Origin of the sequence: Streptoverticillium reticulum, from assembly GCF_047456005.1 — a bacterium.
In the GTDB taxonomy this organism is placed as follows: domain Bacteria; phylum Actinomycetota; class Actinomycetes; order Streptomycetales; family Streptomycetaceae; genus Streptomyces; species Streptomyces reticulum.
Genome location: NZ_CP179755.1, coordinates 216168 through 240598 on the forward strand (window position 1 = coordinate 216168; position 24431 = coordinate 240598).

Here is a 24431-nt window from a genome sequence, read left to right on the forward strand (position 1 = left end):
CCCACGGCCCGACCAAGATCGACCCTCGGGAGCGACGCCGCGGGGATGCCGCCCCGGGACGATCAGTACATGACCACTGCGCAATCGCTCCCCGCCGTTTCGTCCCCTGCACGCTGGGCAGTTCGGACCGCCCACATCATTCCGCTCCTCACCCTCCCCTCCGGCATCTGGCGCCTGCTGCTGGCGGCCGGCCACCACGCGGGATACACCGACGCCGGGTACAAGGCGCTGGGGACCACCGGCTGGGGCGCGGCCTACGTGGTCGGCCTGAGCCTGGCCGGCGAGGCGCTCGCCCTGCTCACCCTCGGCCTGGTCAGACCCTGGGGCGAGGTCCTCCCCCACTGGATCCCGCTGCTGGGCGGCCGCCGGGTCCCCTGGAAGGCAGCCGTCGTGCCGGCAGGTCTGGGCGCCGTCGCGCTGACCGTGCTGTGCAGTTCGTTCGCGCTGTGGTGGGCGTTCCCGCACGACGACATGACCCCGGCCGGCAGTGTCATGGCGGGCTTCCTCTACCTCCCCCTGGTCGCCTGGGGGCCGTTGCTCGCAGCCGTGACGGTCTCCACGTACCGGCGCCGGCGCCGCGCCGGACACGAATGTCGGTGACCCGTGCGAGACTCGGCTCCGACTTCGACATCGACGTCCCTGATCGACAGCCCTAGGGGAAGGCGACCGCCGCATGAACCGTCTCGGCCTGGTGACCGTCGTCGTGCACGACTACGACGAGGCCATAGCCTTCTACCGGGATGCGCTCGGCTTCGACCTCGTGGAGGACACCCGCATCGACGACACCAAGCGCTGGGTGGTCGTCGCCCCGCCGGGAGCGCAGGAGACCGGGGTGCTCCTGGCCAAGGCCGCGACCGACGAGCAGCAGGCCCGTGTCGGGGACCAGGTCGGCGGCCGGGTGGGCTGGTTCCTCCACACCGATGCGTTCGACCGCGACCACGCGCGGATGCGGGCGGCCGGGGTCGTGTTCGAGGAAGCGCCCCGGCACGAGCCGTACGGCACGGTCGCGGTCTTCCGGGACCTGTACGGGAACCGCTGGGATCTCATCGAGTCGAAGCGGGCCGGCCCGGGCTGAGCGGGCTTGGCGATGTCACAGCGCGACCGCCCCGGCCCCCGGGACCACGAAGCCGTACTCGTAGGCGAGGATGACGGCCTGGGTGCGGTTGCGGGCACCGAGTTTGGCCAGGAGATTGCTGACGTGCGTCTTGACGGTCTCCAGGCTGACCACGAGCCGGTCGGCGATGCCGGGGTTGGACAGGCCCGTCGCCATGAGGCGGAGGATCTCCAGTTCGCGGCCGGTGAGCGCGGGGCCTCCCCGTGGCGGCCGGGGCGGCGCGGGCCGGGCCGCGACGAGCCGGCGGACGACGTCCGGGAACAGTACGGAGTCGGTCGTGGCCACCAACTGCACGGCATGGGCGATCTGTTCGATCGGGGCCCGTTTCAGGACGAAGCCGCTCGCTCCCGCGCGCAGCGCGTCGTAGACGTAGTCGTCGTTCTCGAAGGTGGTGATCACCACGACCTTCGGGGGGTCGGGCAGTGCGGACTGCAGACGCCGGGTGGCCTCGATCCCGTCCATCCCGGGCATCCGCACGTCCATCAACACGACATTCGGACGCAGCCGTTCCGCCAGGGAGACGGCTGCCACGCCGTCGGCGGCCTCGCCGATCACCTCGAGACCGGGCCGGGCCCCGAGCAGGATCTGCAGGCCGGTGCGGGTGATCTCTTCGTCGTCGGCGACGAGCACGGTCACGGTCATGCGCCGGACCCCAGCGGGATGCGGGCGTACAGCCGCCAGCAGGGGCTGACGAGGTCACCGGGGTTGCCGGTGTCTCCGCGCGGCACTGGCCCCGCGGAGAACTCACCCCGCAGCAGTGCCACCCGCTCGGCCGCACCGGCCAGACCCGATCCCCGTCTGCGGCCCGCAACTCCCGTACGGGCCGTACGCGATGCCAGGCCGCTGTGCCCGATGAGCGGATTGGTGACGTCCAGTTCCAGCCGGTCGCGCGTGACCGCGACCCGCAGCACGACCGGCGCCCGGGACGTGTGCCGCAGCGCGTTGGTCAGCCCTTCCTGGACGATGCGGTAGGCCTCGCGGGAGACGGTCGCCGGTACGTGCGTCACGTCCCCGGTGACGTCGACGTGCAGCTCCGTGCCGGCATCGCGGACCCGGTCCAGCAGAACGGGGAGGTCGGCGAGGGAGAGCGGCGGGGCGGTCGACGCCCGGTCGTCCCGGAGCAGGCCGAGGACGTGGTCGAGGTCGTCCAGCGCCGCGCGTGACACCTCCTCCAGGCTGACGAGCGCGCGGCGCGCCCGCGCCGGGTCGCTGGTCATCAACTCCCTCGCCACGGCTGCCTGGATGGTCGACGCGGTGAGCGTGTGGCCGATGGAGTCGTGCAACTCCTGGGCGAGCCGGTTGCGCTGGGCCAGCATCCGCATCTGCTCCTCGAGCACGGCAAGCCGTTCGGCGGGCCGGTGCCCGAGCAGCAACGGCGCGAGCCGGCGCAGGAGTGCGGCCGCCGCCTTGCCCGCGAGGCAGGCCAGGACGAGGAGGACGGCCGCGGCCGGGACGGTCCACGAACCCCGCACCCCGCCCGCCACGTCGACGTCCGTCAGAACGGTGATCCGGTCGCCGCCGCGCAGCCATACGGCGGGCAGGCCGAAGGCCGTCATCAGCAGGAGCGCCGCGACGGCGGTCGCGGCGCCACCGGTCACGGCGTGCAACAGCAGCCAGACGGACGTACGGAACCGGTTCGGCCACCGGAGGCCGGTGCCGGACACGTCGGCGGCGGGGGCCGGAAGGTCCGTACCGAGCAGGCTGTTGGCCAGCGCCACGGAGGCCCGGCGCGCGACGCGGGGCAGGCCGAGGGCCGCCGTGAGCACGGCGAGGGTGGCCAGGAAAGCGGCCGGCCGCCAGGCCGGCGGAACCGCTGCGGCTGCCACTACCGCCACGGGCGACGGCAGCAGCACGACGGCTGCGCCGAGCAGCACGTGCAGCGGGCCGCGCCAGGCGCTCGCGAACAGAAGCGGACGTATGAGAACACGCACGCCGGAAGTATCTCAACCAAGATCGTCCTGCCGCCTCCCCCGTGCGAGCCAGATCCGGATTCCCTCGCGGCCGCGATGTGCGGAGCACGTCGTCGGCGTGAGGCTGGCGACGTGCTTGAAACGAAGAAGAAACAGCAACAAGCGGTACCACCGACGGCCGATGCCCCGAAGGCGAAAGGGACGGTCTGGTTCCTGGTCATAGCCTTCGGAGGAAGCTGGGCCTGCATCCTCATCGCGTACTTCGGGTGCGGGCTGTCGATGGTCAACCCACTGGCGCAACTGCCGTTCGGCATCATGCCGGCGCTGGCCGCGATCGTGGTGCGCCGCTGGATCACGAAGGAAGGCTTCGCCGACGCGGGCCTGGCCCTGCGCCTGAGGGGCGCCTGGCCGTACTACCTGGCCGCGTGGCTGGGCCCGTTGGTCCTCGCGGCGGCCTCGTGCGGGGTGGCGGCGGCACTGGGCCTGTGGCACCCGGACCTCTCCGCGCTCGATGAACTCGCCGGCGGCATGCCCGCCTGGGTCTTCGTCCTGGCCCTCATGCTCGTGGTCCCGCTGCTGACACCGGTCTACGCAGGCGAGGAATTCGGCTGGACCGGCTACCTCAGACAGCGGCTGTTCCCGGGGCGTCCGGCCCTGGCGACCGCCGTCACCGGTCTCGTCTGGGCGTCGTGGCACTACCCGTTGGCGCTCACCGACTACATCTCCTTCCCCCGTCTCCTGATCGGCCTGACGGTGTGGACGGGGAGCTTCCTGCTCCAGGAAGTACTGCTCGCATGGTTGTTCACACGAAGCCGCAGCATCTGGACCGTGAGCCTGGCCCACGGCGGGAACAACATGGTTCTCTCCCTGCTCACGGGCACCCTCCTGGGCTCCGAGGCCGGAACGGGGACCGGCGGCGGGCTCGACGTGACCGGAGTGGCACTGATGACGGTCGTACCCATGGCCGTCGCCTGCGCGTGCGTGATGTTTCCGTCGCGGCGCGGCTCGAAAGGCCGCGGCCGGGCAGGTGGCGGGGCGCTGTCCTGAGTACGCGTACTCAGGTACGCCGCCGGCCCCGCTTCCTTCGTCGTCGACTACCGCCCCGTCCGGGAGGGGTACGAGTCCAGGTACATCGACCATGGAGAATCACCCGAACCGGACGCGAGGCGGCTCATGACGGACGTGGTGTTGGTGACCGGCGGGGCGAGCGGCATCGGTGCGGCGGTGGCCAGGCGGTTCGCCCGGGACGGTGCCCGCGTGGTGATCGCGGACCTGGACGAGGCCGGGGGCGCGGCCCTCGCCGAGGAGACCGGCGGGGTGTTCGTGCGCACCGACGTCACCCGCGAAGAGGACAACCGGGCCGCCGTCGAAGCCGCAATTGCTGCGTTCGGCGGCCTGGACGTCGTCCACCTCAACGCCGGGGCCGGCGGCGGGGGCGGAGTGGGCGCGGACTTCGACCTCGAGCGCTACCGGCGCGTCCTGGCCGTCATCGTCGACGGCACCATGTTCGGCATGAACGCGGCGCTGCCGGTGCTGGCGTCGGCGGGCGGGGGTGCGATCGTGGTGACCTCCAGCCTGGCCGGCGTGGCGCCGGCCCCGCTGGATCCGGTCTACTCGGCCGCCAAGCACGCCGTGACCGCTCTGGTCCGCTCGCTCGCCCCGGCCTGGGCGGAGTCCGGCGTCACGATCAACGCGGTGTGCCCGGGTTTCGTCGACACCCCCATGATCGCGCAAGTGCGCAGCAGGATCGTGGAGTTCGGCCTGGCCGTCACCGATCCGGCGGAGGTCGCCGAGGCGGTCGTGTCGATCGTGGCGGGCGGCGGGACCGGGGAGGCCTGGCTGGTGCAGGCGGGACAGACGCCGGTACCGGCGGAGTTCCTCCGGGTCGAACCCGGCCGCACGGGCCCGGGGACGGGCGGCTGAGTCCGCCCTCTCCGGGCGTCCTCCAGGACAACGCCGGGGCCCAGCACTTCTGGACGGCCATGGGGTACGAGCAGATCGGCCTGCGCCCTGATGTCGCCAAGCGACGCCCGGCACCGGTCATGCACAAGGGCTTGCAGTCACCACACTGAACGGCCGCCCCGCTCAGAAGGAATTGCGCGGCTCCAGGAATTCGAGCCGGTTGCCGACCTTGTCGAAGGTGTGGAAGCGGTCGAAGCCGGAAGTGCCCTCGTCCCAGGTGACCGGGTGGCCCTTGTCCTCCAGTCGCCGGGCGAGATCGGCCAGGCCGTGCACCAGGACGGCCGGATGCGCCCTGCGGAACGGGCGGAAGTCGCTCTCCACGACCAGGTGAACCTCCAGCCCGCCGCCGCGGAACCAGCACCCGCCCAGGCTGCCCAGATCGAGGGGCCTCTCCAGTTCGGTCATCCCGAGCAGGTCGCCCCAGAACACCCGGCTCAGGCCCTCGCCGCCCGGCGGTATGGACAGTTGGATGTGGTGCACGCCGCTGAGGGTGAAGTCGCTGATGGTCTCGACGGTCATGATGCTCTCGTCTCGTCAGGGGTTCGTAGTGCGCGGGAGTTCACACTGCCGACCGGCAGCCATCACCGGTCCACCCGGGCGTGCCCGTCCGCGAAGCGGCAGATCATGTGGTTGCCGCTGCGCCGCGAGTCGGGGTCGTCCGGCCATGGGGACGGATCGTCCATGCGGTCATCCGCCTCAGGAGGGCAAGGGGGCTGCCAGGGCGGTGTGCCCGGAGTGCAGGTGCCACTGCAGGTCGCGTATCCGCGGTTCGCGGGCCAGTTGGACGACCAGCCGTTCCAGCGCGGCGGTTGCGCGGTCGTCCGCGGCCAGCGTGACCTGGACGAGCACGTAGGCGCTGTCACTGTCGTCCGGCTCGATGGTGTGCAGGCTCGTCACACGGACATCGGTCCCCGCGAACGCGAGGACACACAGCGCCCGCACCTTGCCCTCGACGCGAGGGTCGCACACGGCCTGGAGCGTGCAGTGCGTCGGCGCGGGGCGCGTCGGGGTCCTGGGGCGCCGGCGCAGCGGGCGGTAGAGAAGTTTCATGGGTACTTCCTGGGCTGATCGTTCGGGTCGGCCGGGCCGTGCACGTGACGGTCGTCGTCACGGCTCCGAACGCCGGTGGGCGCGGCGGCGCCTCGGCGTCGTGTGGCCGACCGCCGTGCGGGCGTGGACGGGAGCGCCCAGAACCTGCAGAACCGGGTTGTGGACGGCGCCGGTTGCGACGCGCCCTACGGCCTTGCGGAGCACGGCACGCACGGCCGGGGCGATGTGCGGCTGCGCGTGGCGGATGTGGAAGACGGTCAGTGCGGACATGAAGGTCACCTCCGTGAGGCGGCATGCCTGGTGCGGGCATGCGCAGTCGGTCAGGCGCGGGACAGGGCGGCCGCGTCGGCGATGTGGTGCGTTGCGGCCAGCGGCAGATCGGTGAACCGGGCGAGCCAGCGGGCGTCGTGGCCCTGGCGGGCGAGGAGGTAGGCGAGGTGCACGTACGGGTCGTAGACCGCGTGCCGGGCTCCTGCCGTCGCCGGGCGGCCGTCCGGTTCGTCGAGCAGGTACAGGCGCTCGGCGCCGTCGTGCAGGGTCAGGGTCAGGGTCACGCACGGGCCGGTGGCGGTGGGGCAGTTGAGGAGGCGCACGGGGTGAGCCCTCCTTGTCGACGAGTTCGGTGAGGGGTCCTGGCCCCCGGGCGGCGGGAGAGGATGAGGTGGCAACCGCCGCCCAGGGGTGTCGCGGGGCCGTCTGCCGGCACCGGGGCACGACGCATCCCGGGGAAGTCGGCATTCCGAATACCGAATCCGGAATTCGGGGTGCCGACGACAGCGCAAAAAGGCGCGCAGGGAAGGTCGTTACCGCGTACCGGAAGTCAGCAAGGACGCACGGGTACGGGGCCGACTATGGCCCGGACTACTGCAACTGCTGCCGTCCACGTCTCTCGCCTCCTCCCGGCCGGGGCGCACACAGGCGCCAGGACATACACGGCGTAGCCGTCAAGAGGCCTCACCGAACGAGCCGAACGAGGTGCCTCATGCGTTCGAGCCTAGCGTCACGACACCGCACAAGCCCCGTCGCTTGACTCATCCTTGATGCCCCCGAAACACCTCGGTCCCGTCGCGCCCGCGGACGGTCCTGCGGACGATCGAGTGGGGCTCCCGGCCTCGGCGTGAGCGCGAGGCGGGCCAGAGCCCCGCCCCTTCTCCGTGTCCTTGCGCGTTCCTCGTGCCGGAGGAGCGGTTCGACCTCATGATCGCCCGTTTGGAGGCGGTCGGGGTCACCTACTACGCCGACCCCCGCCACTCCGAGCCCGGCCGGATCAACCGCCTCTTCGGCGGCCGCGGTGCGTACTTCACCGACCCCGACGGCCACAACACGGAGATCATGACGCGGCCCTACGTCCGCGACCGCACCGCCGCCCGAACGATGCGGTAGAAGGGCGCGGCCGGTTCGTACCGCCCCAGCGGGTGCAGGTACTGGGCGGCCGCGTCCTGTGCGGAGCGGTCCAGGAGCAGGTCCAGTCCCCGTTCGGCGAGGTAGCCAGGGAGTTCGTCGGGGACGAAGCCGAAGGTGAACGGTTCCCCGGCCGCCCGCACGGCGCCCGCCCACTCGGCGACGCCCGCGAAGGTGCCACTCCCGTCCAGGGCCCTCCGGTCCATGTACGTGAAGACGATCCGGCTGCCCGCCGCCACCACGGAGGCGAGTGCGGTGAGCGTGGCGTGGACGGAATCGGCGTCGAGGTGGTTCGTCACGCCTTCCCACACGACCACCGTGCGCTCGGGCTTCAGGCCTGCCTGCTGCAGCGCCGTGTCCAGGCCGCCGTGCGTCAAGTCGATCGGGACGAACCGGACATGGCGCCGTCGGGCGGCCGGAATGCGGCGGGCGACGAGACGGCGTTTGGCCTTCTGCGTTGCCGGGTGGTCGACTTCGAAGACCGCGGCCGAGCGGGCGGCGGGAAGGCGGAACGCACGGCTGTCGTATCCCGCCCCCAGCAGGACGACCTGGCCCGCGCCCCCGTCGAGGGCGTCCGTGACCAGGTCGTCGATCAGCCTCGTGCGCACCACCGCGGACGCGCGGGGCCCGGCCGGCCAGCGCTCGTCGATCCAGTGCTCGACCGCGGCTCCTGCCCGGGGCAGTCGGGCCGGCTCGGCCACCAGCCGGTATCCCGGGCCCAACGATGCTGCCGCGTAAGGGTCGGTGAACAGGCTCGGTCCGCGGCGTACCGACTCCAGTGCCCGGAACAGGGCCACATGCTGTGCTGTGCGACTCGCTTGGGCCTTCATGTTCCGATGCTACGAGGGGCCTCGGCTCACGGGCGCACGTGGAGGTCCAGTCCGTTCGTCCCCGGTGCCTCCGTTCCCGGGAGCAGCCGCATGTCGTGGTCGTAGTCGTCGACGAGCGAGCGGAACGCGACCGGCTCGTCCGTGAAGAGCCCGTCGAGCCGTCGGGCGTACTCCTGCTTCGCCGCCGCGAAGCGCTCGTCCGGCAGCTGGTTCGAGCCGAACACCGCGAACGGTTCGAGCGGTGCCATGCCGGTGAACCAGAACAGGCCGTGCTGCACGGGATGGAGGACGTCCGCCAGCCGCCCGTGGATGCCGCGGTCGGAGAACGCCGTCTCCCGGGCGCCGGCGGTCACCGACACCAGCGCGCGCCGGCCGGCCAGCGCGCCCTCGCTGTAGGGAGGGGGGACCGACGGGCCGTAGCCGAATCCGGCCGTGAACACCCGGTCGATCCAGCCCTTCAGGATCGCGGGCACCGAGAACCACCACAGCGGGAACTGCAGGATCACCGCGTCCGACCAGCGCACCTTCTCCTGCTCGGCCGCGATGTCCGGCGACAGCCGCCCGGCCAGCGTGGCGTGTTCGGAGGCGGCCATGACCGCCAGGCGCCGGTCCGGGGCGTGGCCGGGGAAGTCGTCGGCGTCCACCGCGGGCTTCCACTTCATGGCGTAGAGGTCGGACACCTGTACCTCGTGCCCCGCCGCGCGCAGGTGCCCGACCGCGAAGGCGGTCAGGGCGGCGTTGAGCGAGCGGGGTTCGGGGTGGGCGCTGACGACGAGGATCTTCTTGTTCTGCTGCTGCGATGTCTGCTGCGACGTCTGCTGCGGTGTCTGCGGTACGGCTTCGTTCATGCCGCCAACGCTCCCCCGGGCGCGGGCGGGCAGCCAGCACTCTGTTCGACCGGCGGATCCGTGATCCTGGTACTGCGAGGACCACCCGTCTTCGACGACTCATACTTGAGCGCATGAAGGGCGCAGACGACCGCATCACGACCAGTGGCAGCGACAGGGGCAGGAGCGACCGCGTCGACGGGATCGGCGACGACCGGCGGGCGCTCGGCAGCTTCCTGCGCGCCCGCCGGGGGCGCGTCGCGCCGGAGCACGTCGGCATCGACGGCGGGCGTCGCAGACGGGTGCGCGGGCTGCGCCGCGAGGAGTTGTCGCAGCTCGCGGGGATCAGCGTGGACTACTACGTGCGCCTCGAACAGGGCCGGGCCACGCAGCCCTCCCCCGAGGTGCTCGACGCGCTCGCCACGGCGCTCGGCCTCGACGCGGCGGAGCGGCGGCATCTCGCCACCCTGGCCGGGAACCGGCGCTGCCCCGCGCCCACGGCCCGGGTCAGCCCCCTGCTGCAGCGGATGCTGGACGGCATGGACCGCTTCCCGGCCTTCGCGACGAACCACCGCCTCGACGTGGTCGCCTGGAACGGCCTCGGCTCCGAGCTGCTCGGGGGCCTGGCCGATCCGGCCCGCCGCGACCGCAACCAGGCCAGGTTCCTCTTCCTCGACCCGGCCTCCCGGGCCGTCCACCCGGAGTGGGAGGCGAGGGCCGCAGAGGCCGCGGGCACGCTGCGGGTCTCGGCGGGGTGCTATCCGGGCGACGCGGAGCTGACCGGACTCGTGACCGAACTGTCCGCGCACAGCGCCGAGTTCCGGCGGATCTGGGCCAGTGGCGAGGTCGTGACGTGCGGGGCGGGACACAAGCGACTGCAGCATCCGGTGGCCGGGCTGCTGACCCTGGACTACGAGACCCTGCACGTGCCGGCCGCGCCCGGCGAGACGGGCCTGGTCGTGCACGTGTTCAGTGCCGAGGAGAGCGGTCCGGAGGCCGCTGCTCTCGCCCGGCTGAGCACTGTCCTGACGCCCTGAGACCCCGATCCCTTGGCGCGGGTGCCCGGCCCGCGGGCCGGGGGCCACGGCCGGTGGTTCACACGTTGGCCCTGCCGTAGGCCTCGCGGATCTCGGCGGGAACCCGTCCCCGGTCGTTCAGGCTGTAGCCGTGCTCCTTGGCCCACGCACGAATCTTGGCGGTGTCGGGGTTGCCGACCGTGGCGGTGCGGAGCTTTCCCCGTCCGCCCGGCCGGCCGCCGGTCTTCCGGCCCGCCTTCATGAACTCCGCGAGGGATTCCCGTAGTTTCTGTGCGTTCGCCTCGCTCAGGTCGATCTCGTAGCTCTTGCCGTCCATCGCGAACGTCACCGTTTCGTGTGCCTCGCCGCCGTCGAGGTCGTCGATCAGCAGAACCTGCACCTTTTGCACCATGGCTGAACTCCCGGAAACTGGGGACTGGTTGACGGTACCCGGCATTGCCGCTGGGAGCGGAAGCCGTGTCTCTCCGGCCAGCACGGTACCCACGGAAGAACCACATCATCCTTCCGGCGGCCCGCGGTCATCCTTCCGGTGCGAACGGGCCCGGCTCCCCGTGCCGGGCCCGGGTGTTCAGCCCAGGCGCGTCAGCCTGGCCCCCGTTCCCGGCTCCTTGAGGTCCCGTTGAAGCTCGACGGGAACCTCGATCGCACTGCCGGTGCCGTCGCCGATGCTCAGCACTCCGACCTTCTTTCCGGCTGCGGCCGTGTGCGAAATCGTCGTGCCGCCGTCGCCGAGTTTCAGCTTCGCGGTGAGGCCGGTCCAGCCGACGACGGACACGGGCTCGGACGTGACGACCGGTGTCCGCCCGCCGAGTCCGTCGTCGACGTGGCCCACGACGGTTCCCTTGTCCATCATGGGCCGCTCCTGCAGGGCCTTCTGAGCCGCGACCATCGCCGTCTTGCTGACCGCGTTGACGGTGTCGATGACCGGCGCCTTGTGCTGACCCAGGACGGCGCCCACGACGGTCACCGTCCGCTCGCCCGTCTTCCTGGTGGCGGCGAACAGCAGATTGCCGCCTGCCTTGGTGGTCGACCCGGTCTTGATGCCGATCGCATTGTCGAAGGGCACGAGGCCGTTGAAATTCCGCCAGGTCTTTCCGGAGGGGTCCTTCCACTGGGGCAGCTTCGTGATGTCCGTCAACGCCTTGATTTTCACGAGCTCGTCGCCCAGCTTCACCTGGTCCTCGGCGGTGCTGACCGTGGTCTCCTTCAGCCCGGAAGGGTCGGTGTAGGTGGTGTGGTTCATTCCGAGCTTCTTGGCCGCGGCGTTCATCTTGGCGGCGAATGCCTCCTCGGATTCCGAGTCCCAGCGCGCCAGCAGACGGGCGATGTTGTTCGCCGACGGAATCATGAGAGCCGACAGGGCGTCCTTCAGCGAGAGCCTGTCGTTCTCCTTCACCGTGTTCAGCGTCGACTCTCCGGCCGCGTCATAGCCCCCCTCTTTCTCGGCCTTTGCGTCGACGGTGACGGACGGGCCGTCCTCGCCGGGCTGCAGCGGGTGTTCCCGGAGGATGACGTATGCGGTCATGGCCTTGGCCACGGAGCCGATCGGCACGGGATTCTGCTCACCGAACCGGTCCATGGCGCCCAGGCCGGCGACGTCCATCCAGCCCTGCCCTTCCGCGGGCCAGGGCAGCGACGGTGCGCCGCCCTCGAAGGTGTACGTCGCATCCGCGGAAAGCGACAGCGTCGGGGCGGGCAGTGGGCGCAGGACCTGTACCGCCAATGCGACGAGCAGGAGCAGAAGCGCCGACACCGCCCAGATCTTCGGCCGGCGCCGGGCCGACCGGAATGCGGCCGGCGGAGGCGGCGGCGTATTCGCCGGTTCGGCCAGGAGGGTGAGCGGTTCCTGAGGCGGTGCTGCATCCTCGGGCACATGTCTCTGACGCCCAGTCGATTCGGGGGTGGTCACCGCTCTGCCTCCGTACGCGCTCCAAAGGTGTGCAAGACGCCGTTCCTCCCTGAGATCACCAACATTCGGAAGGACAGAGCGCCATGGCAGGCCCGGCGGTTCCAGCAATTGCGGGGCGATTCCCCCGCCGAAGGAATACACGCCGGAGCCGGTGCCGACCGCCTTCGATCTTGTCACGGAACGCTCACATCACCGGCAATGACTCGTCATTTTGACCGGTCAGGCTAATGGGCGGCAGTGGCGGATATTCCTTTGCTTTGTCGTGCACCTGGTCATGCGCGAAGGCCGGCGCGGGCCCGCACGAGGACAGGGCCCCGTGCGCCGCGCGCCGGCCGGTGTGCGACTTCCCGCCCGGCGGGCGGGTCTACGCGGGGGAAACGGCGTACTGGGCCACCCCGTTGCCGAACGACCAGTCGATCGTCTCGTTCTCGGTCAGGGTGACGAGCACGTTCCGCGGCTCGGTGCCCGCGTAGGCGTGGGCGAGCTCGGCGATGCGCCGGTAGAGCGCCTGCTTCTGCTCGGGCGTCCGGCCCGAGCGCATGGTGATCGCGACGAACACGACGCCTTCGTCGCGGTGGATGCCGAGGTAATCCTCGTAGCGCAGCGTGCTGTTGACACCGTCGTGCCCGACCAGCACCTGGAACCGGTCGTCGACGGGGATGCCGATCGTCTCCACCATGGCGTCGTGCACGGCGCGGCCGAGCGCCTCCAGCCGATCCCGGTCGGCTCCCAGTGCGTCAATGCGGACAAATGGCATGCCTGTACTCCTCTTTCACGTACACGCAGGGGAGGGCCGAGCCGCTCCCCCACACTCACGACCATGATCGTACATACTAGTAGGTACAGCAAGAAGGCCTAGGATGTGGTGCGTACGGCATCGCAGAGACGAAGGGGCCCGCTCATGAGACTCCCCAGAACCGCGCACACCTCCCGTCCCTGGCTGATCCATGAGATCGCCCGCGACTTCCGCGTCGAGGACGTGTGGGCACTGCCGACACCCGGCGGTCCGGACGACCTCGAGCGGCTGGTGCAGCAGTTCGCGAACGACGACGGGCCGGACACCTCGTCCCGTCTCTCGCGCCTTCTCCTCTCGGTCCGTTGGAAGCTCGGGGCGCTGTTCGGGTGGGACGAACCCGGGTCCGGCATCGGCTCCCGGGTGGCGACCCTGCGGGACCGGCTGCCGGCGGAGCTGCGCGAAGGCCCCCGCGGGCCCGACTTCCGCCTGTTCACGTCGGTCTTCCTGCGGCACGACGAGTGGGCGGCCGAGCTGGCCAACAAGACCGTGCACGCAGTGCTGCACATCGGCTGGGTTCCCGACGGGGCAGGCGGTTACCGTGGCCAGATGGCCGTCCTGGTGAAGCCCAACGGGCTGGCCGGCGTCGCCTATATGGCGGCCGTCAAGCCGTTCCGGTATCTGATCGTCTACCCCTCGCTGATGAAGACGATCGCGCACGACTGGCAGCTGCAGTCCGCGTCATGACGTATCGCGTGCGCCGGATGACCGCCGGGGAATGGCAGGAGCTTCGCGGGATGAGACTCGAGGCGCTGCTGGATTCCCCCATGGCCTTCGGCTCGTCCCATGCCGACGCCGCCGCGTTCCCCGATGCCGTCTGGCGGGAACGGGCGGCGCGCGAGGCCGGCTCGGAGGCGTGCGCGACGTTCGTCGCCTGCGATGCGGCCGGGGCATGGGTGGGGATGGCAAGTACCGAGCCTCTGACCGAAGTTCCCGACCACGTGCACGTCCATGCGGTCTACGTCTCCCCGGCGCATCGCGGACACACCGGACCCGCCGGCCGTCTCGTGGACGCGGCCGTCCGCTTCGCCCGCGACAACACCGATGCGTCGTGGCTGACCCTGGGCGTCCACGAGAGCAACGAGCGTGCGCTGACCTTCTACCGGAGGCTGGGGTTCGAGGCGACCGGCAAGGTCGTCCCGCACCCGCTGGATCCGGCCGAGAGGCTCTGCATCATGGGCTTCGGGCGATTCCGCGTCCCCGACGTCACGCACCGGTCGCCGCAACGGCCCGGCTGATCGCCGTCGCGAAGCGGTCCGGGGCCTCCACCGGTACGAAGTGGCCGACGCCGTCGACGTGTTCGAGTGTGACGTCGTGGAAGAAGTCCCCGAGCCGGTCCGACCACGCCCGCCGGAACAGCGGGTCGTGTTCCGGCCACAGGACGGTCGTCGGGACGGCGATGCGGTCCGTGCGGGCAGGCGGTGTCTCGGCCAGGGACAGGGCCACCGCCCCGGCGCCCGCCCTGTACCACGCGATGGAGGCCGTGAACGCGCCGGGAGATCCGTAGGCGGCGACGAGGTGGTCCAGGGCGCCCTCGTCGGGGGTGAACGACGGGCCGGACCAGTGCGACCAGAAGTGGCGCAGGTAGTCGCGCAGCGCCGCCGGCCGGCCGTCGAGGAGCTGCTCGGCCAGCGCGAGTTGATGGAACGGCTGGTACCAGAACTCCCGCTGTGCCTGCGGGTCGAGGATGCGGTCGCCGATCCCGGGCAGCGGCGGTGAGACCACCAGGGCGCGCACGCGCTCCGGGTGCGCGCGCGCCACGGCCTGTGCGATGCGGCTGCCGATGTCGTACCCGGCCAGGACGGGCCGCGCCAGGCCCAGTTCGTCGACGAGTCCGACCACGCTGCGGGCCTGGGCCGCGGCGTCGTACAGGTCCGGGCGGTGGGCGGCGTGCCGGTCGGAGTCGCCGAATCCCCGGAGGTCCGGGACGACGACGTCGCACGTCCCGGCCAGCAGCGGGACGACACCGCGGTAGTCGGTCCGGTCGCCCGGCCAGCCGTGCAGCAGCACGACGGTGTCGCCGGACCCCGGCCCCCACCGGTCGTAGCCGAGGCGGAATCCGTCCACCGGTGCGCTGCGGAGCATCGGCGCCTCCTGAGTCGTGTCGCCCGTGATCGGCCCAACCTACGTCCGCGGCCCGGACGGTTGCACTCCCGCCAAATTCTTCGTCACCCTGTACACCACGTCCCGCAGCACGGCCAACGGCACGGCGGGCGTCAGCGTCCTGTTCGGGTCGGTCTTCGGCATCTCCGCCGGCCGGGCGGCCACGGCCGCGGTGCTGGCTGTCTGCGTGTGCGCGGCGATGCCGGCGATGGCGCGTCCGCTGCTGTTCGCCACCGTCGACGAGGCCGGGCCGCGGCGCGCGGCGTTCCGGTGCGGCTGCTCGGCCTCGGCTTCCTCGCCGTGGCCGGGGCCGCCCAGGTGGTCGGCTCCCTGCTGCTGCTCGGCCTGCTGGCCGCCCTCGCCGGGGCCGCGATCCACTTGACCGACCGCCCTTACCGGGCACTCGTGGACGGCAACAGACCGCACCGCTCTCCCCCGCCGGGCGTGGCACTGATCGGACGGTCCACGCAGCAGCGTGCCGTCGTGCTCGGCGCCCTCCTCGTGGCGGAAAGTTTCATCAGCGTGCAGGCCCTGCACAAACGGCTGGTGGCGGACGGTTCGCCCGTCGGCCTCTCCACGGTTTACCGCACGTTGAGCGCGCTGGCCGGGCCAGCCGTGCGGACGTCGTCCGCGACGCCAACGGCGAGCGGCTCTTCCGCCACCGTGCCGGCCCCGACCACCGCCACTACCTGATCTGCACCAAGTGCGGGCTGAGTGTGCCCGTCCCTGCGGAGTCGGTGGGGAAGTGGGCGCCCGGACTGCCGGACCCCGTGAGCGGGACGGGCGGGATCAGTGGTCGTCCCAGTGCCCCTCGTGCAGGGCGTGCCGGTGACCGCCGTGGACGTAGTCCACGTGGTCGCCGTGCGGCACGGCGACGTGACCGCAGCCGGGCTCGTGCCGGTGGTCGTGATCCTGGTGGACGGTGTGGGCCGCAGGCTCGCACTCGTCGGTGTGGTCCTCGTGGGGGCGGTGCAGGTGCCCGTCGTGCACGTAGTCGGTGTGGCCGTCGTGCGGGACGGCGACGTGGCCGCATCCGCTGCCGTGCTGGTGAGTGTGGTTCTCGTGAGAGGTGTGATCACTGGTCAGCATGACGAAACCTTCCTGACCTTCCTGGGGCGTGGCCCGTGGTTCCAGTGTGACCCCAGGAGTGCGGGTGCGGCCACGCGGGCCGGACGGGCCCGGCGCCGCACCCGCCGTCGCGTCACATGAACCGCGAGCCGGGCACGGGGCCGCTGGACGGCACCCGCGTGCGGTCGCCCTGGAGCCAGTGGGCGGCCGATGCGCGGACGAAGGCGGCGAAGGCCGCGTCGCGGTCCTCGGGAGCCTCGTTCTCGTCGTCGTCCTCGGCGGCATCGGCTGCCCGGACGATCTCGGCCGCGATCTCCTCGGCCGGCCGGGAGTCCTCCGCCGCATGCTCCACCTCGCCGTTCGCCCCCATCTGCAGATGGGAACCCCACGGTGCCACCACGCTCTGGACGAGCAGCGCCGCGCTGTCCGGCGTCACCGGCGGGGTGTCCGTCCAGCAGGAGGCGTGCTCGTGCAGCACCTGCCCGGCGGTGCGCTCGTGCAGGGCGGTCAACAGCTCGGGGTCGGCCTCGGACAGGTCGTAGGCGACCACGACCGTGTCGGTGCGGGCGGGCTCGAACGGCACGGCGGGCAGGCCCAGCAGCTCGGCCGCCGCCAGGCCGAGGATGCGGCTGGAGCGGTCGGGCAGGAGCGAGACCGTGGTGGGGTGCAGGTCCGCGGCGGACAGCGCGGTGCGCAGGCGCAGCAGTCCCTGGCGGCACAGTTCGGGCGAGTCCTGGAGCCAGGCCCAGCGCCCGTTCATCCCCGCGTCGAAGCCGTACGGGGACAGGGTGCCCAGGACCGTTCCGGCGATGACGAACTGCCAGCCGCGCAGGTCCTGTTCGCCGAGGAGGGGGGTGGGCGCCGGCGCGGAGGCGGCACGCAGGGCCTCAGCGCGCCGGACGATGCGCTGCAGGCGTCCGTGTGCGGGATGCCAGCGTTCGTCGTCGGGTGCGGACAGCAGGCCCGTCTGGTGCCGGGCCAGATCGAGGCGGCCGGCCATGGCCGCGTTCCAGGCGAGCAGGTAGCGGTCGGGCCAGTCGCCGAGCTCCCCCTCGCGGGTCTCGAGGACCGCGGCGGCCCTGTCGTGAGGCCGGTCTCCTCGTACGCGGCGACCAACTCGCGCAGGACCGCGCCCGATTCGGGGACGAGCTCCAGCGCGCGCCGCAGGGCGGGCACGGCGGCGTCCGGCAGGCCGCGTTCGATGCAGGCGTACCCGTACTCGTAGAGGGCCTGCGGCTGTTCGGGGTCGGCAGCGGCCCGGCAGGCCGCCTTCTCCAGGTCCTCGAACCCCGTGGCGGCCGCGGCCCGGGACAGCAGTGCGGCCAGTTCACCGATCGGCAGCTCCTCTTCACGGCCGCGAACCAGCCGCAGCGCACCGGGGACGTCGCCGGCGGCGACCAGCTCCAGGGCCTCGGCTATCTCGGGGTTCTGCGGCGGGTTCATCTTCTTGCGTGCGAACATGCGGGCCATGTTCTGCCACGAATCGGTGCAGATGCAAATGGATTGACTGCCCGTTCAGGCGGCGACGCGGCAGGCAAGCTGAGCGTCCAGGGCAGCGTGGAGCCAGTCGTGGGCGGCGCCGGGAGTCGGTTCCGAGGATGGGCTGGAGAGTTCGGCCTTGAGCTGCCAGTACCGGTCGATGCGGGGCTCCGCGGCGAGCATGATGCCGAGCCGGTGCCGGAAGGCGGGGGTGTCGCGTGCGCCGCAGGCGCGGGCGTGGGCGTCGACGAAGGCGTCGAGCGCGTCGCCCTCGCTGGGCGGCCGGCCGGCCTGCAGGTCCGGCGATGCCAGGGCGAACGCCTCGATGAGGCCTTCGTAGAGCACGGCCGGCCGGTAGTCGCCGTCGGGCCGGTGCGCTTCGGACCGGGGACGGCCGTTGCCCTCGCAGGAGCCGGTGACGAGGGCGTGCATGCGGGCGAAGGCCAGCACGTGGGCCGGTTCCGGATCCGTGAGAGGTTCCGGAACCGCGCGTTCGAGGATGGCGGAGACCAGCCGCGCCGGAAGCCGCGCGGGCAGCCAGTACCGCCAGAAGCGCGCCATGGGCGCCGTGTCGGGCGGGGTGGTCATGGCGCCGACCAGGAGCAGCCGTTCGGCGCGCTCCTCGGGGGTGCAGTCCTGCAGGAGCTGCAGGGCCGCCTCCCGCCAGCGCAGGGCGGCCAGTTGGGAGCCGAGCTCGCGCAACTGCCCGGCGATGGCGTCCTCCAGGGCGTCCTCGCTGTCGAGGACGCGGCCCACATCGGGGACGGGCAGGTCGAGCGTGCGCAGGGAGCGGATCATGCGCAGCCGGTCGAGTGCCTCGGGGCCGTAGCGGCGGTGGCCTCCGGCACTGCGGGCCGCTTCGGGCAGCAGGCCGCGGTCGGAGTAGAAGCGGACGGTCTTGACGGTGACGCCTGCGTGCTCGGCGAGCTCTCCGATGCTCCACATGGCGTCAGGGGACACGGCGTCAAGCCTCTCTCGGCGGGATCCTCCCAGTCTAGTGGGGCTCGCTCAGGTCACGGTCATGGGATCCCTTGCACAGCCGCAGTTCCACATGCCGTTCCCGTCCCGTCTCAGCCCCCATGTCGACCAGGCCCGGACCCATGTCAAGGAGTGGGCCCGGCAGATGGGCATGTTCGACGAGGAGTACCTGGAGTGGCCGCGGAGGTGGAGGGAGGAGAAGTTCGATCAGGCCGACTTCCCGTTGTTCATCGTCTTGACCCATCCGGACGCCGATGCCGACGAGTTGGAGCTGGTGACGGCTTGGCACGTCGCCCTGTGGTTCGTCGACGATCTGTTCCTGCTGCTTCGCAGCCGGGAGTTCCGCACCGCCGTGGACGCGTTCGTGGACGCCATCAGCCTGCACAACGACATCGTGTCCTACGACCGGGAGGCCGAAGAGGGCACCGTGAGCAACAACGGCGTGGAGGTTGCCCGCGAAGCCCTCGGGCTGAATCTGCGTGACGCCGGTGCCCTCGTCAATGCCCTGCTGACCGCGGGGGTCGACACGCTGGCCGGGGCCCCGGCGGCCGTGCCGCCCGAGGCGGTGCGGTTCGTCGAGTCCCTGCAGGAGGCGCTGGCGGGCTCGTACCTGTGGCACGAGCTGACCGGCCGCTTCGGCCGGGGAGCGGCCGGAGCCCTGGGGAAACCCCGCGGGCTGGGCACGTCCGCGGTATACGCCTTTCAGGGTCAGGCGCCGGTCAGGCCGTGAGCGCGGCCGCCCGGTCGCGCAGTTCGGCCAGGGCGATCTGCAGCAGGGGGTGCCCTTCGCTGCCGCGGCGGACCGCCGTGAAGACGCGGCGCGTCGGCCCCGGTCCGCGCAGGGGGCGGACGGCGGGGGTGAGGGCCGGGCGGATGCCGTGCAGGGCCGAGCGCGGGACGAGCGCGACGCCGGCGCCGACGGCGACCAGGGCGCAGACGGCGGAGAAGTCGTCGGAGAGGCACTCGACGCTTGGCTGGAAGCGGGCCTCCTCGCAGGCGCGCAGCACGGCTTCGTGGACGGGGTTGCCCGGCCAGGGGGTGATCCAGGGGTCGTCGCGGAGGTCCGTGAGGTCCACCTCGGGCTTGTCGGCCAGCCGGTGGCCGGGCGGCAGCACGGCGTCGAAGGGCTCCTCGTACAGCGGCGCGTACAGCAGCTGGCGGCCGCCCGGGGCGAGGGAGTCGCGGTGCTCGACGGCGACGGCGATGTCGGCCTCGCCGTCGGCGAGCAGCCGGGCGCTGGCGTGGCCCTCGGCGTCCTTGACGCGGACCCGCACGTGGGGCGCCCGCCGTCCCAGGGCGGCCACGGCGGGGGCGACGACCTCGGTGATGGAGGTGGCGAAGGCGGCGATGGTGACTTCGCCCGCCAGGCCCGTGGAGCACTTGGCCAGGTCGGCCTCGGCCCGCTCCAGCTGGGCGGAGATCTCGTCGGCGTGCCGGGCGAGGACGCTGCCGGCGGCGGTGAGGCGGACGGTGCGGCCCCGGCGTTCCAGCAGGGCGTGCCCGGTCTCCGCCTCCAGGGCGGCCAGCTGCTGGGAGACGGCCGAGGGCGAGAGGTAGAGGGCGTGCGCGGCCGCGGTGACGGTGCCGTGGTCGGCGAGGGCGCGCAGGACGCGCAGGCGGCGGGGGTCGATCACCCGTTCACTATCGCATCCGCCCACGGCATTCATGAAGCCCTGCTTCACAAGCGGTGTGGAAAAATGTTGATGGACTTCACAGCGGTGCACGGCGCAAAGTGATGTTCCATGAGGGCATTGGTGAAGACCACGGCTGGGCCGGGTCTCGAACTGACCGAGGTACCGACGCCGCAGGCGGGTCCCGGGCAGGTTCTGATCAAGGTGCTGCGCACCGGCATCTGCGGTACCGATCTGCACATCGACAGCTGGGACGACTGGGCGGCCCGTGTGGTCCGCGCCCCCCTCGTCGTCGGCCACGAGTTCGCCGGCGAGGTCGTGGAGACCGGCCCCGGCGTGAACGCGGTCAAGGCCGGCGACATCGTCAGCGGCGAGGGCCATCTGGTCTGCGGCACCTGCCGCAACTGCATGGCCGGCCGCCGTCACCTGTGCATCCGCACGGTCGGCCTGGGCGTGCACACCGACGGCGCGTTCGCCGAGTACGTGGTCCTGCCCGAGTCGAACGTCTGGGTCCACCGGCACGAGATCGACATCGACGTCGCCGCGATCTTCGACCCGTTCGGCAACGCCGTGCACACCGCGCTGTCCTTCCCCGTGCTCAACGAGGACGTCCTCATCACCGGCGCCGGCCCCATCGGCATGATGGCCGCGGCCGTCGCCGACCACGCGGGCGCCCGCTCCACCGTGATCACCGACGTCAGCCCCTACCGGCTCGCCCTGGCACAGAAGATGGGCGCCACCGTCGCCCTCGACGTCAGCAGCCGGCGCATCGCGGACGTCATGCCGGAGCTCGGCATGACCGAGGGCTTCGACGTCGGCATGGAGATGTCCGGCCGCGCCGACGCCCTGCAGGACATGATCGCCACCATGTCGCCCGGCGGCCGCATCGCCGCCCTCGGCCTGCCCACGGGCGATGTGAGCATCGACATGGCCACGGTCGTCACCCGCATGCTGACCCTGCGCGGCATCTACGGGCGCGAGATGTTCGAGACCTGGTACGCGATGTCCGTCCTGTTGCGCAGCGGCCTCGACATCTCGCCGGTGATAACCCACCGCTTCGGTTTCGAGCAGCACGCCGAGGCGTTCGCGACGGCCCGCTCCGGCCAGTGCGGGAAGGTCGTCATCGACTGGACCCGGCCGACCGCCCCCTGACGCCGCCCACCCCTGACGCACGACCACACGAGGAGTCCCCCATGTTCGACGGCATGCGCGAGCACCTGCGCAAGGAGCTGCAGGACATCCGCGACGCGGGCCTGTACAAGTCCGAGCGCGTGATCACCAGCCCGCAGTCCTCGGCCATCAGCGTCGGCGACGGCAAGGTCCTGAACTTCTGCGCCAACAACTACCTCGACCTCGCCGACCACCCCGAGGTCATCGCGGCCGCCAAGCAGGCGCTGGACGACTGGGGCTTCGGCATGGCCTCCGTCCGGTTCATCTGCGGCACCCAGGCGCCGCACAAGGAGCTCGAGGAGAAGATCTCCCGGTTCCTCAGCATGGAGGACACGATCCTCTACAGCTCCTGCTTCGACGCCAACGGCGGCGTCTTCGAGACGCTGCTGGGCGCCGAGGACGCGGTGATCTCCGACGAGCTCAACCACGCGAGCATCATCGACGGCATCCGCCTGTCGAAGGCGGCCCGCTTCCGCTACCGCAACCGCGACATGGCCGACCTGGAGCGCTGCCTGAAGGAGGCCTCCGGCGCCCGCCACAAGCTGATCGTCACCGACGGCGTCTTCTCCATGGACGGCTACATCGCCCCCCTGGACCAGATCTGCGACCTGGCCGAGCGCTACGGCGCCCTGGTCATGGTCGACGACTCGCACGCCGTCGGCTTCGTCGGCGAGGAGGGCCGCGGCACCCCGGAGCTGTTCGGGGTGACCGAGCGGATCGACATCATCACCGGCACCCTCGGCAAGGCCCTCGGCGGCGCCAGCGGTGGCTACGTCGCCGCGCGCGCCGAGATCGTGGAGCTGCTGCGCCAGCGCTCGCGCCCGTACCTGTTCTCCAACTCCCTCGCGCCGTCGATCGTCGGCGCCTCGCTGCGCGTGCTCGACCTGCTGGCCGAGTCCGGCGACCGGCGCATCCGGCTGCGGGAGAACACCGCGCTGTTCCGCAAGGAGATGACGGAGGCCGGCTTCGAGGTGCTGCCCGGCGAGCACCCGATCACCCCCGTGATGGTCGGTGACGCCGCGCTGGCCGCCCGCATGGCCGCGGAGCTGCTGGAGAAGGGCATCTACGTGATCGCCTTCTCCTACCCCGTGGTGCCCAAGGGCAAGGCCCGCATCCGCGTCCAGCTGTCCGCCGCGCACTCCCGCGAGGACGTGCTGCGCACGGTCGCGGCCTTCCGCGAGGTCCGCGACGCCATCGGCGCCACGGCCTGAACAGCCTGATCCGCTCCGCCTGCCCCGCCCGCCCCGGATCCGTCCGGGGCGGGCGGGCGCGTTCCCGGGGGTTGTTCCCGGGGGTTGGACAGCCGCCTGCGCCCGGGCAGGATGGCTGCATGGCCAATCCGACCCGTCCTGATCTGGCTCCGTTCGTCAAGCAGCGCGTCGTCCTGCTGACGACCTACAAGCGCGACGGCACGCCCGTCGGCACACCGGTCAACATCGCCGTCGACGGCGACCACGCCTACATCCGGACCTTCGGGGCGGCGTGGAAGGCCAAACGCATGCGCAACAACCCCGAGGTGGAGATCCGCCCGTCCACGATGCGCGGTGCGCCGACCGGGCCGCCCCTGTCGGCGCGCGCACGCCTCGTCGAGCAGGGCAGCGCGGAGAACCGGCACGCCGCGAAGTGCCTCGCCCGCAAACACCCCTTCCTCCACGGGGTGCTGGTGCCGCTGACGCACCGCATCAAGCGGGACCGGACGCTGCACTACGAGTTGCGGTTCGGCGACTACTCGAACTCCTCCAAGTAGGCCGTCTCCGCCCGTTCCTGCGCCTGGAGCTTCACCCGCGTCCTGGCGATGTGGTCCAGGCCCTTCGTCTGCACCATCCGGTCGACGAACGCTCCCGCCAGTGCGGCGAGGACCTCCCTGGCGGCGGCGCGGTCGGCCGGTTTGCCGTTGCGCGCCACGTGCAGGTCGTAGGCCTTCATCGCCGCGTACGCGGCCGCCGCCGCCATCAGCTCGTGGCTGAGCCTGGCCCGGTGCGGGGCGTTGACGACCGCGTCGTAGGCGCCTTCGGGGTCCTCGGGATACCAGTCCACGGGTCCAGGGTTGCCCCGCCCGGTCGCGGCATCACACCGGGTGACGCAAACGGGTTACGGCCCGGTGCCGGGGTCCGGCCGGTCAGCTCCACAGGGCGTGGGCGAGAGCGGTGCCGGTGAAGACTGCGCCGAGGCCGGCGACGACGCTGCCGAGCACGTTGGCGACGGCGAAGAACCGCGCCCCGTCCTCGGCCAGCCGCAGCGTTTCGCAGGAGAACGTCGAGTACGTCGTCAGCGCCCCGCACAGGCCGGTGCCGAGCAGCAGTTGCACGTGCGACGACGCGGCCCCGGCCGCCACCGCGCCGGTGACCAGGCCGAGGATCAGGCAGCCGATGACGTTGACGGTGAAGGTGCCCCAGGGGAAAACGGTGTCGTGCCGCCTCTGCACCGCCCGGTCCGTCAGATACCGCGCGGGCGCGCCGACGACCGCTCCCATGATCACCAGCAGCCAGCTCACGATCCGTGCTCCTTCGTCCTGCGGCCGGCGGAGATCAGGCCGCGGGTCGCAGCGGCGGCGGCCCATACCCCCGCCAGTGCGGAGACCGGCGTGGCTGCGAGGCAGGCCGAGGCCGGTCCGGTGCGTCCGTGTCCGACCAGCTGCGCGACGTCCACCGCGTAGGTGGAGAAGGTCGTGAAGCCGCCCAGGATGCCGGTACCGATGAACAGCCGCACCAGGCGGTGCGCCGCCCACACGTCGGTGATGACGACCATGAACACGCCGATCACCGCGCATCCTGTCGCGTTCACGAGCAGGGTCGTCCACGGGAAGGCTCCGGGGGCGGTCGGCCAGACGAGGGAGGCGCCGTAGCGGGCGGCGGATCCGATGGCGCCGCCCAGCGCGACCACGGCCATGACCGGGCCCTGGCCGAAGGACCGTCGCCGGGGGAACCGGCCCGCCTGTTCGATGCCGGGATCAGCGGGCTCCTGTACGGCCCGGACGGCTCGGGGCTCTGTCACGATGCACTGCTCCTACTCGCCGGCACCCGGATACGGGTGCGCTCGGATCGCAAGTAGGGACCGTTGGCGGCGGCGGTGCTGCGGTTCGGGTACGGCGGGCCCCACCGCCGTTCGACACCCCCTGCAAGGGACGTCACCAGCAGTAAGAATACCGCGCACTTCAAGCGCACTTCGG

General features: G+C 71.7%; 32 protein-coding genes and 2 pseudogenes. 13 read left to right on the forward strand and 21 right to left on the reverse strand.

What is annotated here, in order from left to right:
* The first annotated feature begins 69 nt into the window (after positions 1–69).
* Together ACMATS_RS00995 and ACMATS_RS01000 are read left to right on the forward strand one after the other, a co-directional pair.
* The gene (locus tag ACMATS_RS00995) at positions 70–600 is read left to right on the forward strand and encodes a hypothetical protein (protein ID WP_391154991.1); all 531 of its coding nucleotides are present in this window, start codon (positions 70–72) and stop codon (positions 598–600) included.
* A 73-nt stretch (positions 601–673) separates the two neighbouring features.
* Positions 674–1075 (forward strand): VOC family protein, encoded by a 402-nt coding sequence (locus tag ACMATS_RS01000; RefSeq protein ID WP_414166485.1) that lies wholly within the window; start codon positions 674–676, stop codon positions 1073–1075.
* A gap of 15 nt (positions 1076–1090) precedes the next feature.
* Here the strand turns inward: ACMATS_RS01000 and ACMATS_RS01005 are convergent, their stop codons facing one another.
* Positions 1091–1756: a response regulator gene (locus ACMATS_RS01005; RefSeq protein ID WP_414166486.1), complete on the reverse strand. Its 666-nt coding sequence runs from the start codon at positions 1754–1756 to the stop codon at positions 1091–1093.
* Positions 1753–3045 (reverse strand): sensor histidine kinase, encoded by a 1293-nt coding sequence (locus ACMATS_RS01010; RefSeq protein WP_414166487.1) that lies wholly within the window; start codon positions 3043–3045, stop codon positions 1753–1755. Before ACMATS_RS01010 ends, ACMATS_RS01005 begins: the two co-directional genes overlap by 4 nt.
* 111 nt (positions 3046–3156) lie before the next feature.
* On the opposite strand from ACMATS_RS01010, the gene ACMATS_RS01015 reads away from it, so the two are divergent.
* Positions 3157–4071 (forward strand): CPBP family intramembrane glutamic endopeptidase, encoded by a 915-nt coding sequence (locus ACMATS_RS01015; RefSeq protein ID WP_414166488.1) that lies wholly within the window; start codon positions 3157–3159, stop codon positions 4069–4071.
* A gap of 126 nt (positions 4072–4197) precedes the next feature.
* Positions 4198–4947 (forward strand): SDR family NAD(P)-dependent oxidoreductase, encoded by a 750-nt coding sequence (locus ACMATS_RS01020; RefSeq protein WP_414166489.1) that lies wholly within the window; start codon positions 4198–4200, stop codon positions 4945–4947.
* A gap of 162 nt (positions 4948–5109) precedes the next feature.
* Here the strand turns inward: ACMATS_RS01020 and ACMATS_RS01025 are convergent, their stop codons facing one another.
* The 4 genes from ACMATS_RS01025 to ACMATS_RS01040 all read right to left on the reverse strand — a co-directional run bounded on the left by ACMATS_RS01025 (position 5110) and on the right by ACMATS_RS01040 (position 6629).
* The gene (locus ACMATS_RS01025; protein WP_390780884.1) at positions 5110–5505 is read right to left on the reverse strand and encodes a glyoxalase; all 396 of its coding nucleotides are present in this window, start codon (positions 5503–5505) and stop codon (positions 5110–5112) included.
* 177 nt (positions 5506–5682) lie between these two features.
* Complete coding sequence (locus ACMATS_RS01030) at positions 5683–6036, reverse strand: hypothetical protein (protein WP_391154986.1); 354 nt, start codon at positions 6034–6036, stop codon at positions 5683–5685.
* Positions 6037–6093: 57 nt separating this feature from the next.
* Positions 6094–6306, reverse strand: a complete 213-nt coding sequence (locus ACMATS_RS01035; RefSeq protein ID WP_414166490.1) for a hypothetical protein — start codon at positions 6304–6306, stop codon at positions 6094–6096.
* Positions 6307–6356: 50 nt separating this feature from the next.
* Positions 6357–6629, reverse strand: a complete 273-nt coding sequence (locus ACMATS_RS01040) for a hypothetical protein (protein ID WP_414166491.1) — start codon at positions 6627–6629, stop codon at positions 6357–6359.
* A 571-nt stretch (positions 6630–7200) separates the two neighbouring features.
* On the opposite strand from ACMATS_RS01040, the pseudogene ACMATS_RS01045 reads away from it, so the two are divergent.
* Positions 7201–7419 (forward strand): annotated as a pseudogene (locus ACMATS_RS01045) (hypothetical protein); the annotation flags it as partial.
* Here the strand turns inward: ACMATS_RS01045 and ACMATS_RS01050 are convergent.
* On the reverse strand, positions 7380–8267 hold the full coding sequence (locus ACMATS_RS01050; protein ID WP_414166492.1) for a class I SAM-dependent methyltransferase: 888 nt from the start codon (positions 8265–8267) through the stop codon (positions 7380–7382). The pseudogene ACMATS_RS01045 and the gene ACMATS_RS01050 overlap by 40 nt on opposite strands.
* Positions 8268–8293: 26 nt before the next feature.
* A complete protein-coding gene (locus tag ACMATS_RS01055) occupies positions 8294–9115 on the reverse strand; it encodes an NAD(P)H-dependent oxidoreductase (protein ID WP_414166493.1) in 822 nt (273 codons plus the stop codon).
* Positions 9116–9228: 113 nt separating this feature from the next.
* Between ACMATS_RS01055 and ACMATS_RS01060 the strand changes: the two genes are divergently transcribed.
* Positions 9229–10131 carry a helix-turn-helix transcriptional regulator gene (locus tag ACMATS_RS01060; protein WP_414166494.1) on the forward strand — a complete coding sequence of 301 codons (903 nt, stop codon included), beginning with the start codon at positions 9229–9231 and terminating at the stop codon, positions 10129–10131.
* Positions 10132–10189: 58 nt separating this feature from the next.
* On the opposite strand, the gene ACMATS_RS01065 is transcribed toward ACMATS_RS01060, so the two are convergent.
* From ACMATS_RS01065 to ACMATS_RS01075, 3 genes are all read right to left on the reverse strand, one after another.
* Positions 10190–10522 (reverse strand): histone-like nucleoid-structuring protein Lsr2, encoded by a 333-nt coding sequence (locus tag ACMATS_RS01065; RefSeq protein WP_390780877.1) that lies wholly within the window; start codon positions 10520–10522, stop codon positions 10190–10192.
* Positions 10523–10699: 177 nt separating this feature from the next.
* Positions 10700–11884 (reverse strand): D-alanyl-D-alanine carboxypeptidase family protein, encoded by a 1185-nt coding sequence (locus tag ACMATS_RS01070; protein ID WP_414166495.1) that lies wholly within the window; start codon positions 11882–11884, stop codon positions 10700–10702.
* Positions 11885–12404: 520 nt separating this feature from the next.
* The gene (locus ACMATS_RS01075; protein ID WP_414166496.1) at positions 12405–12797 is read right to left on the reverse strand and encodes a tautomerase family protein; all 393 of its coding nucleotides are present in this window, start codon (positions 12795–12797) and stop codon (positions 12405–12407) included.
* 144 nt (positions 12798–12941) lie between these two features.
* Here ACMATS_RS01075 and ACMATS_RS01080 point away from each other — a divergent pair, with 144 nt between their 5' ends.
* Complete coding sequence (locus ACMATS_RS01080; RefSeq protein WP_414166497.1) at positions 12942–13520, forward strand: DUF2867 domain-containing protein; 579 nt, start codon at positions 12942–12944, stop codon at positions 13518–13520.
* A gap of 50 nt (positions 13521–13570) precedes the next feature.
* A complete protein-coding gene (locus tag ACMATS_RS01085) occupies positions 13571–14071 on the forward strand; it encodes a GNAT family N-acetyltransferase (RefSeq protein ID WP_414166498.1) in 501 nt (166 codons plus the stop codon).
* Here the strand turns inward: ACMATS_RS01085 and ACMATS_RS01090 are convergent.
* Both ACMATS_RS01090 and ACMATS_RS01095 read right to left on the reverse strand, forming a co-directional pair.
* Positions 14040–14918 carry an alpha/beta fold hydrolase gene (locus tag ACMATS_RS01090; RefSeq protein WP_390780872.1) on the reverse strand — a complete coding sequence of 293 codons (879 nt, stop codon included), beginning with the start codon at positions 14916–14918 and terminating at the stop codon, positions 14040–14042. The two genes, ACMATS_RS01085 and ACMATS_RS01090, sit on opposite strands and share 32 nt — an antisense overlap.
* Before the next feature lie 39 nt (positions 14919–14957).
* Positions 14958–15314, reverse strand: a complete 357-nt coding sequence (locus tag ACMATS_RS01095; RefSeq protein WP_414166499.1) for a hypothetical protein — start codon at positions 15312–15314, stop codon at positions 14958–14960.
* 27 nt (positions 15315–15341) lie between these two features.
* Here ACMATS_RS01095 and ACMATS_RS01100 point away from each other — a divergent pair, with 27 nt between their 5' ends.
* A complete protein-coding gene (locus tag ACMATS_RS01100) occupies positions 15342–15629 on the forward strand; it encodes a transcriptional repressor (RefSeq protein ID WP_414166500.1) in 288 nt (95 codons plus the stop codon).
* A 96-nt stretch (positions 15630–15725) separates the two neighbouring features.
* Here ACMATS_RS01100 and ACMATS_RS01105 read toward each other — a convergent pair whose 3' ends face one another.
* From ACMATS_RS01105 to ACMATS_RS01120, 4 genes and pseudogenes are all read right to left on the reverse strand, one after another.
* Entirely contained in the window at positions 15726–16025 is a 300-nt protein-coding gene (locus ACMATS_RS01105; protein ID WP_390780869.1) for a hypothetical protein, read from the reverse strand.
* Positions 16026–16137: 112 nt separating this feature from the next.
* The gene (locus ACMATS_RS01110; RefSeq protein ID WP_414166501.1) at positions 16138–17004 is read right to left on the reverse strand and encodes a hypothetical protein; all 867 of its coding nucleotides are present in this window, start codon (positions 17002–17004) and stop codon (positions 16138–16140) included.
* A gap of 167 nt (positions 17005–17171) precedes the next feature.
* Positions 17172–17474, reverse strand: a pseudogene (locus ACMATS_RS01115) (hypothetical protein); the annotation flags it as partial.
* Between the two features lie 45 nt (positions 17475–17519).
* Positions 17520–18428 carry a MerR family transcriptional regulator gene (locus tag ACMATS_RS01120; RefSeq protein ID WP_414166502.1) on the reverse strand — a complete coding sequence of 303 codons (909 nt, stop codon included), beginning with the start codon at positions 18426–18428 and terminating at the stop codon, positions 17520–17522.
* A 76-nt stretch (positions 18429–18504) separates the two neighbouring features.
* Here ACMATS_RS01120 and ACMATS_RS01125 point away from each other — a divergent pair, with 76 nt between their 5' ends.
* Complete coding sequence (locus ACMATS_RS01125) at positions 18505–19191, forward strand: terpene synthase family protein (protein ID WP_414166503.1); 687 nt, start codon at positions 18505–18507, stop codon at positions 19189–19191.
* Here the strand turns inward: ACMATS_RS01125 and ACMATS_RS01130 are convergent.
* The gene (locus tag ACMATS_RS01130; RefSeq protein ID WP_390780865.1) at positions 19181–20095 is read right to left on the reverse strand and encodes a LysR family transcriptional regulator; all 915 of its coding nucleotides are present in this window, start codon (positions 20093–20095) and stop codon (positions 19181–19183) included. The two genes, ACMATS_RS01125 and ACMATS_RS01130, sit on opposite strands and share 11 nt — an antisense overlap.
* Positions 20096–20203: 108 nt before the next feature.
* Between ACMATS_RS01130 and tdh the strand changes: the two genes are divergently transcribed.
* The 3 genes from tdh to ACMATS_RS01145 all read left to right on the forward strand — a co-directional run bounded on the left by tdh (position 20204) and on the right by ACMATS_RS01145 (position 23009).
* Entirely contained in the window at positions 20204–21244 is a 1041-nt protein-coding gene (tdh, locus tag ACMATS_RS01135) for an L-threonine 3-dehydrogenase (RefSeq protein ID WP_414166504.1), read from the forward strand.
* A gap of 41 nt (positions 21245–21285) precedes the next feature.
* Entirely contained in the window at positions 21286–22473 is a 1188-nt protein-coding gene (locus ACMATS_RS01140) for a glycine C-acetyltransferase (RefSeq protein ID WP_414166505.1), read from the forward strand.
* A gap of 119 nt (positions 22474–22592) precedes the next feature.
* A complete protein-coding gene (locus ACMATS_RS01145) occupies positions 22593–23009 on the forward strand; it encodes a PPOX class F420-dependent oxidoreductase (protein WP_414166506.1) in 417 nt (138 codons plus the stop codon).
* Here ACMATS_RS01145 and ACMATS_RS01150 read toward each other — a convergent pair.
* From ACMATS_RS01150 to ACMATS_RS01160, 3 genes are all read right to left on the reverse strand, one after another.
* Positions 22988–23299: a DUF3759 domain-containing protein gene (locus ACMATS_RS01150; RefSeq protein ID WP_414166507.1), complete on the reverse strand. Its 312-nt coding sequence runs from the start codon at positions 23297–23299 to the stop codon at positions 22988–22990. The genes ACMATS_RS01145 and ACMATS_RS01150 overlap by 22 nt on opposite strands.
* An 82-nt stretch (positions 23300–23381) precedes the next feature.
* Positions 23382–23756: a fluoride efflux transporter CrcB gene (gene crcB / locus ACMATS_RS01155; RefSeq protein WP_414166508.1), complete on the reverse strand. Its 375-nt coding sequence runs from the start codon at positions 23754–23756 to the stop codon at positions 23382–23384.
* Complete coding sequence (locus ACMATS_RS01160) at positions 23753–24256, reverse strand: fluoride efflux transporter FluC (protein ID WP_414166509.1); 504 nt, start codon at positions 24254–24256, stop codon at positions 23753–23755. Before ACMATS_RS01160 ends, crcB begins: the two co-directional genes overlap by 4 nt.
* Positions 24257–24431: the final 175 nt, after the last annotated feature.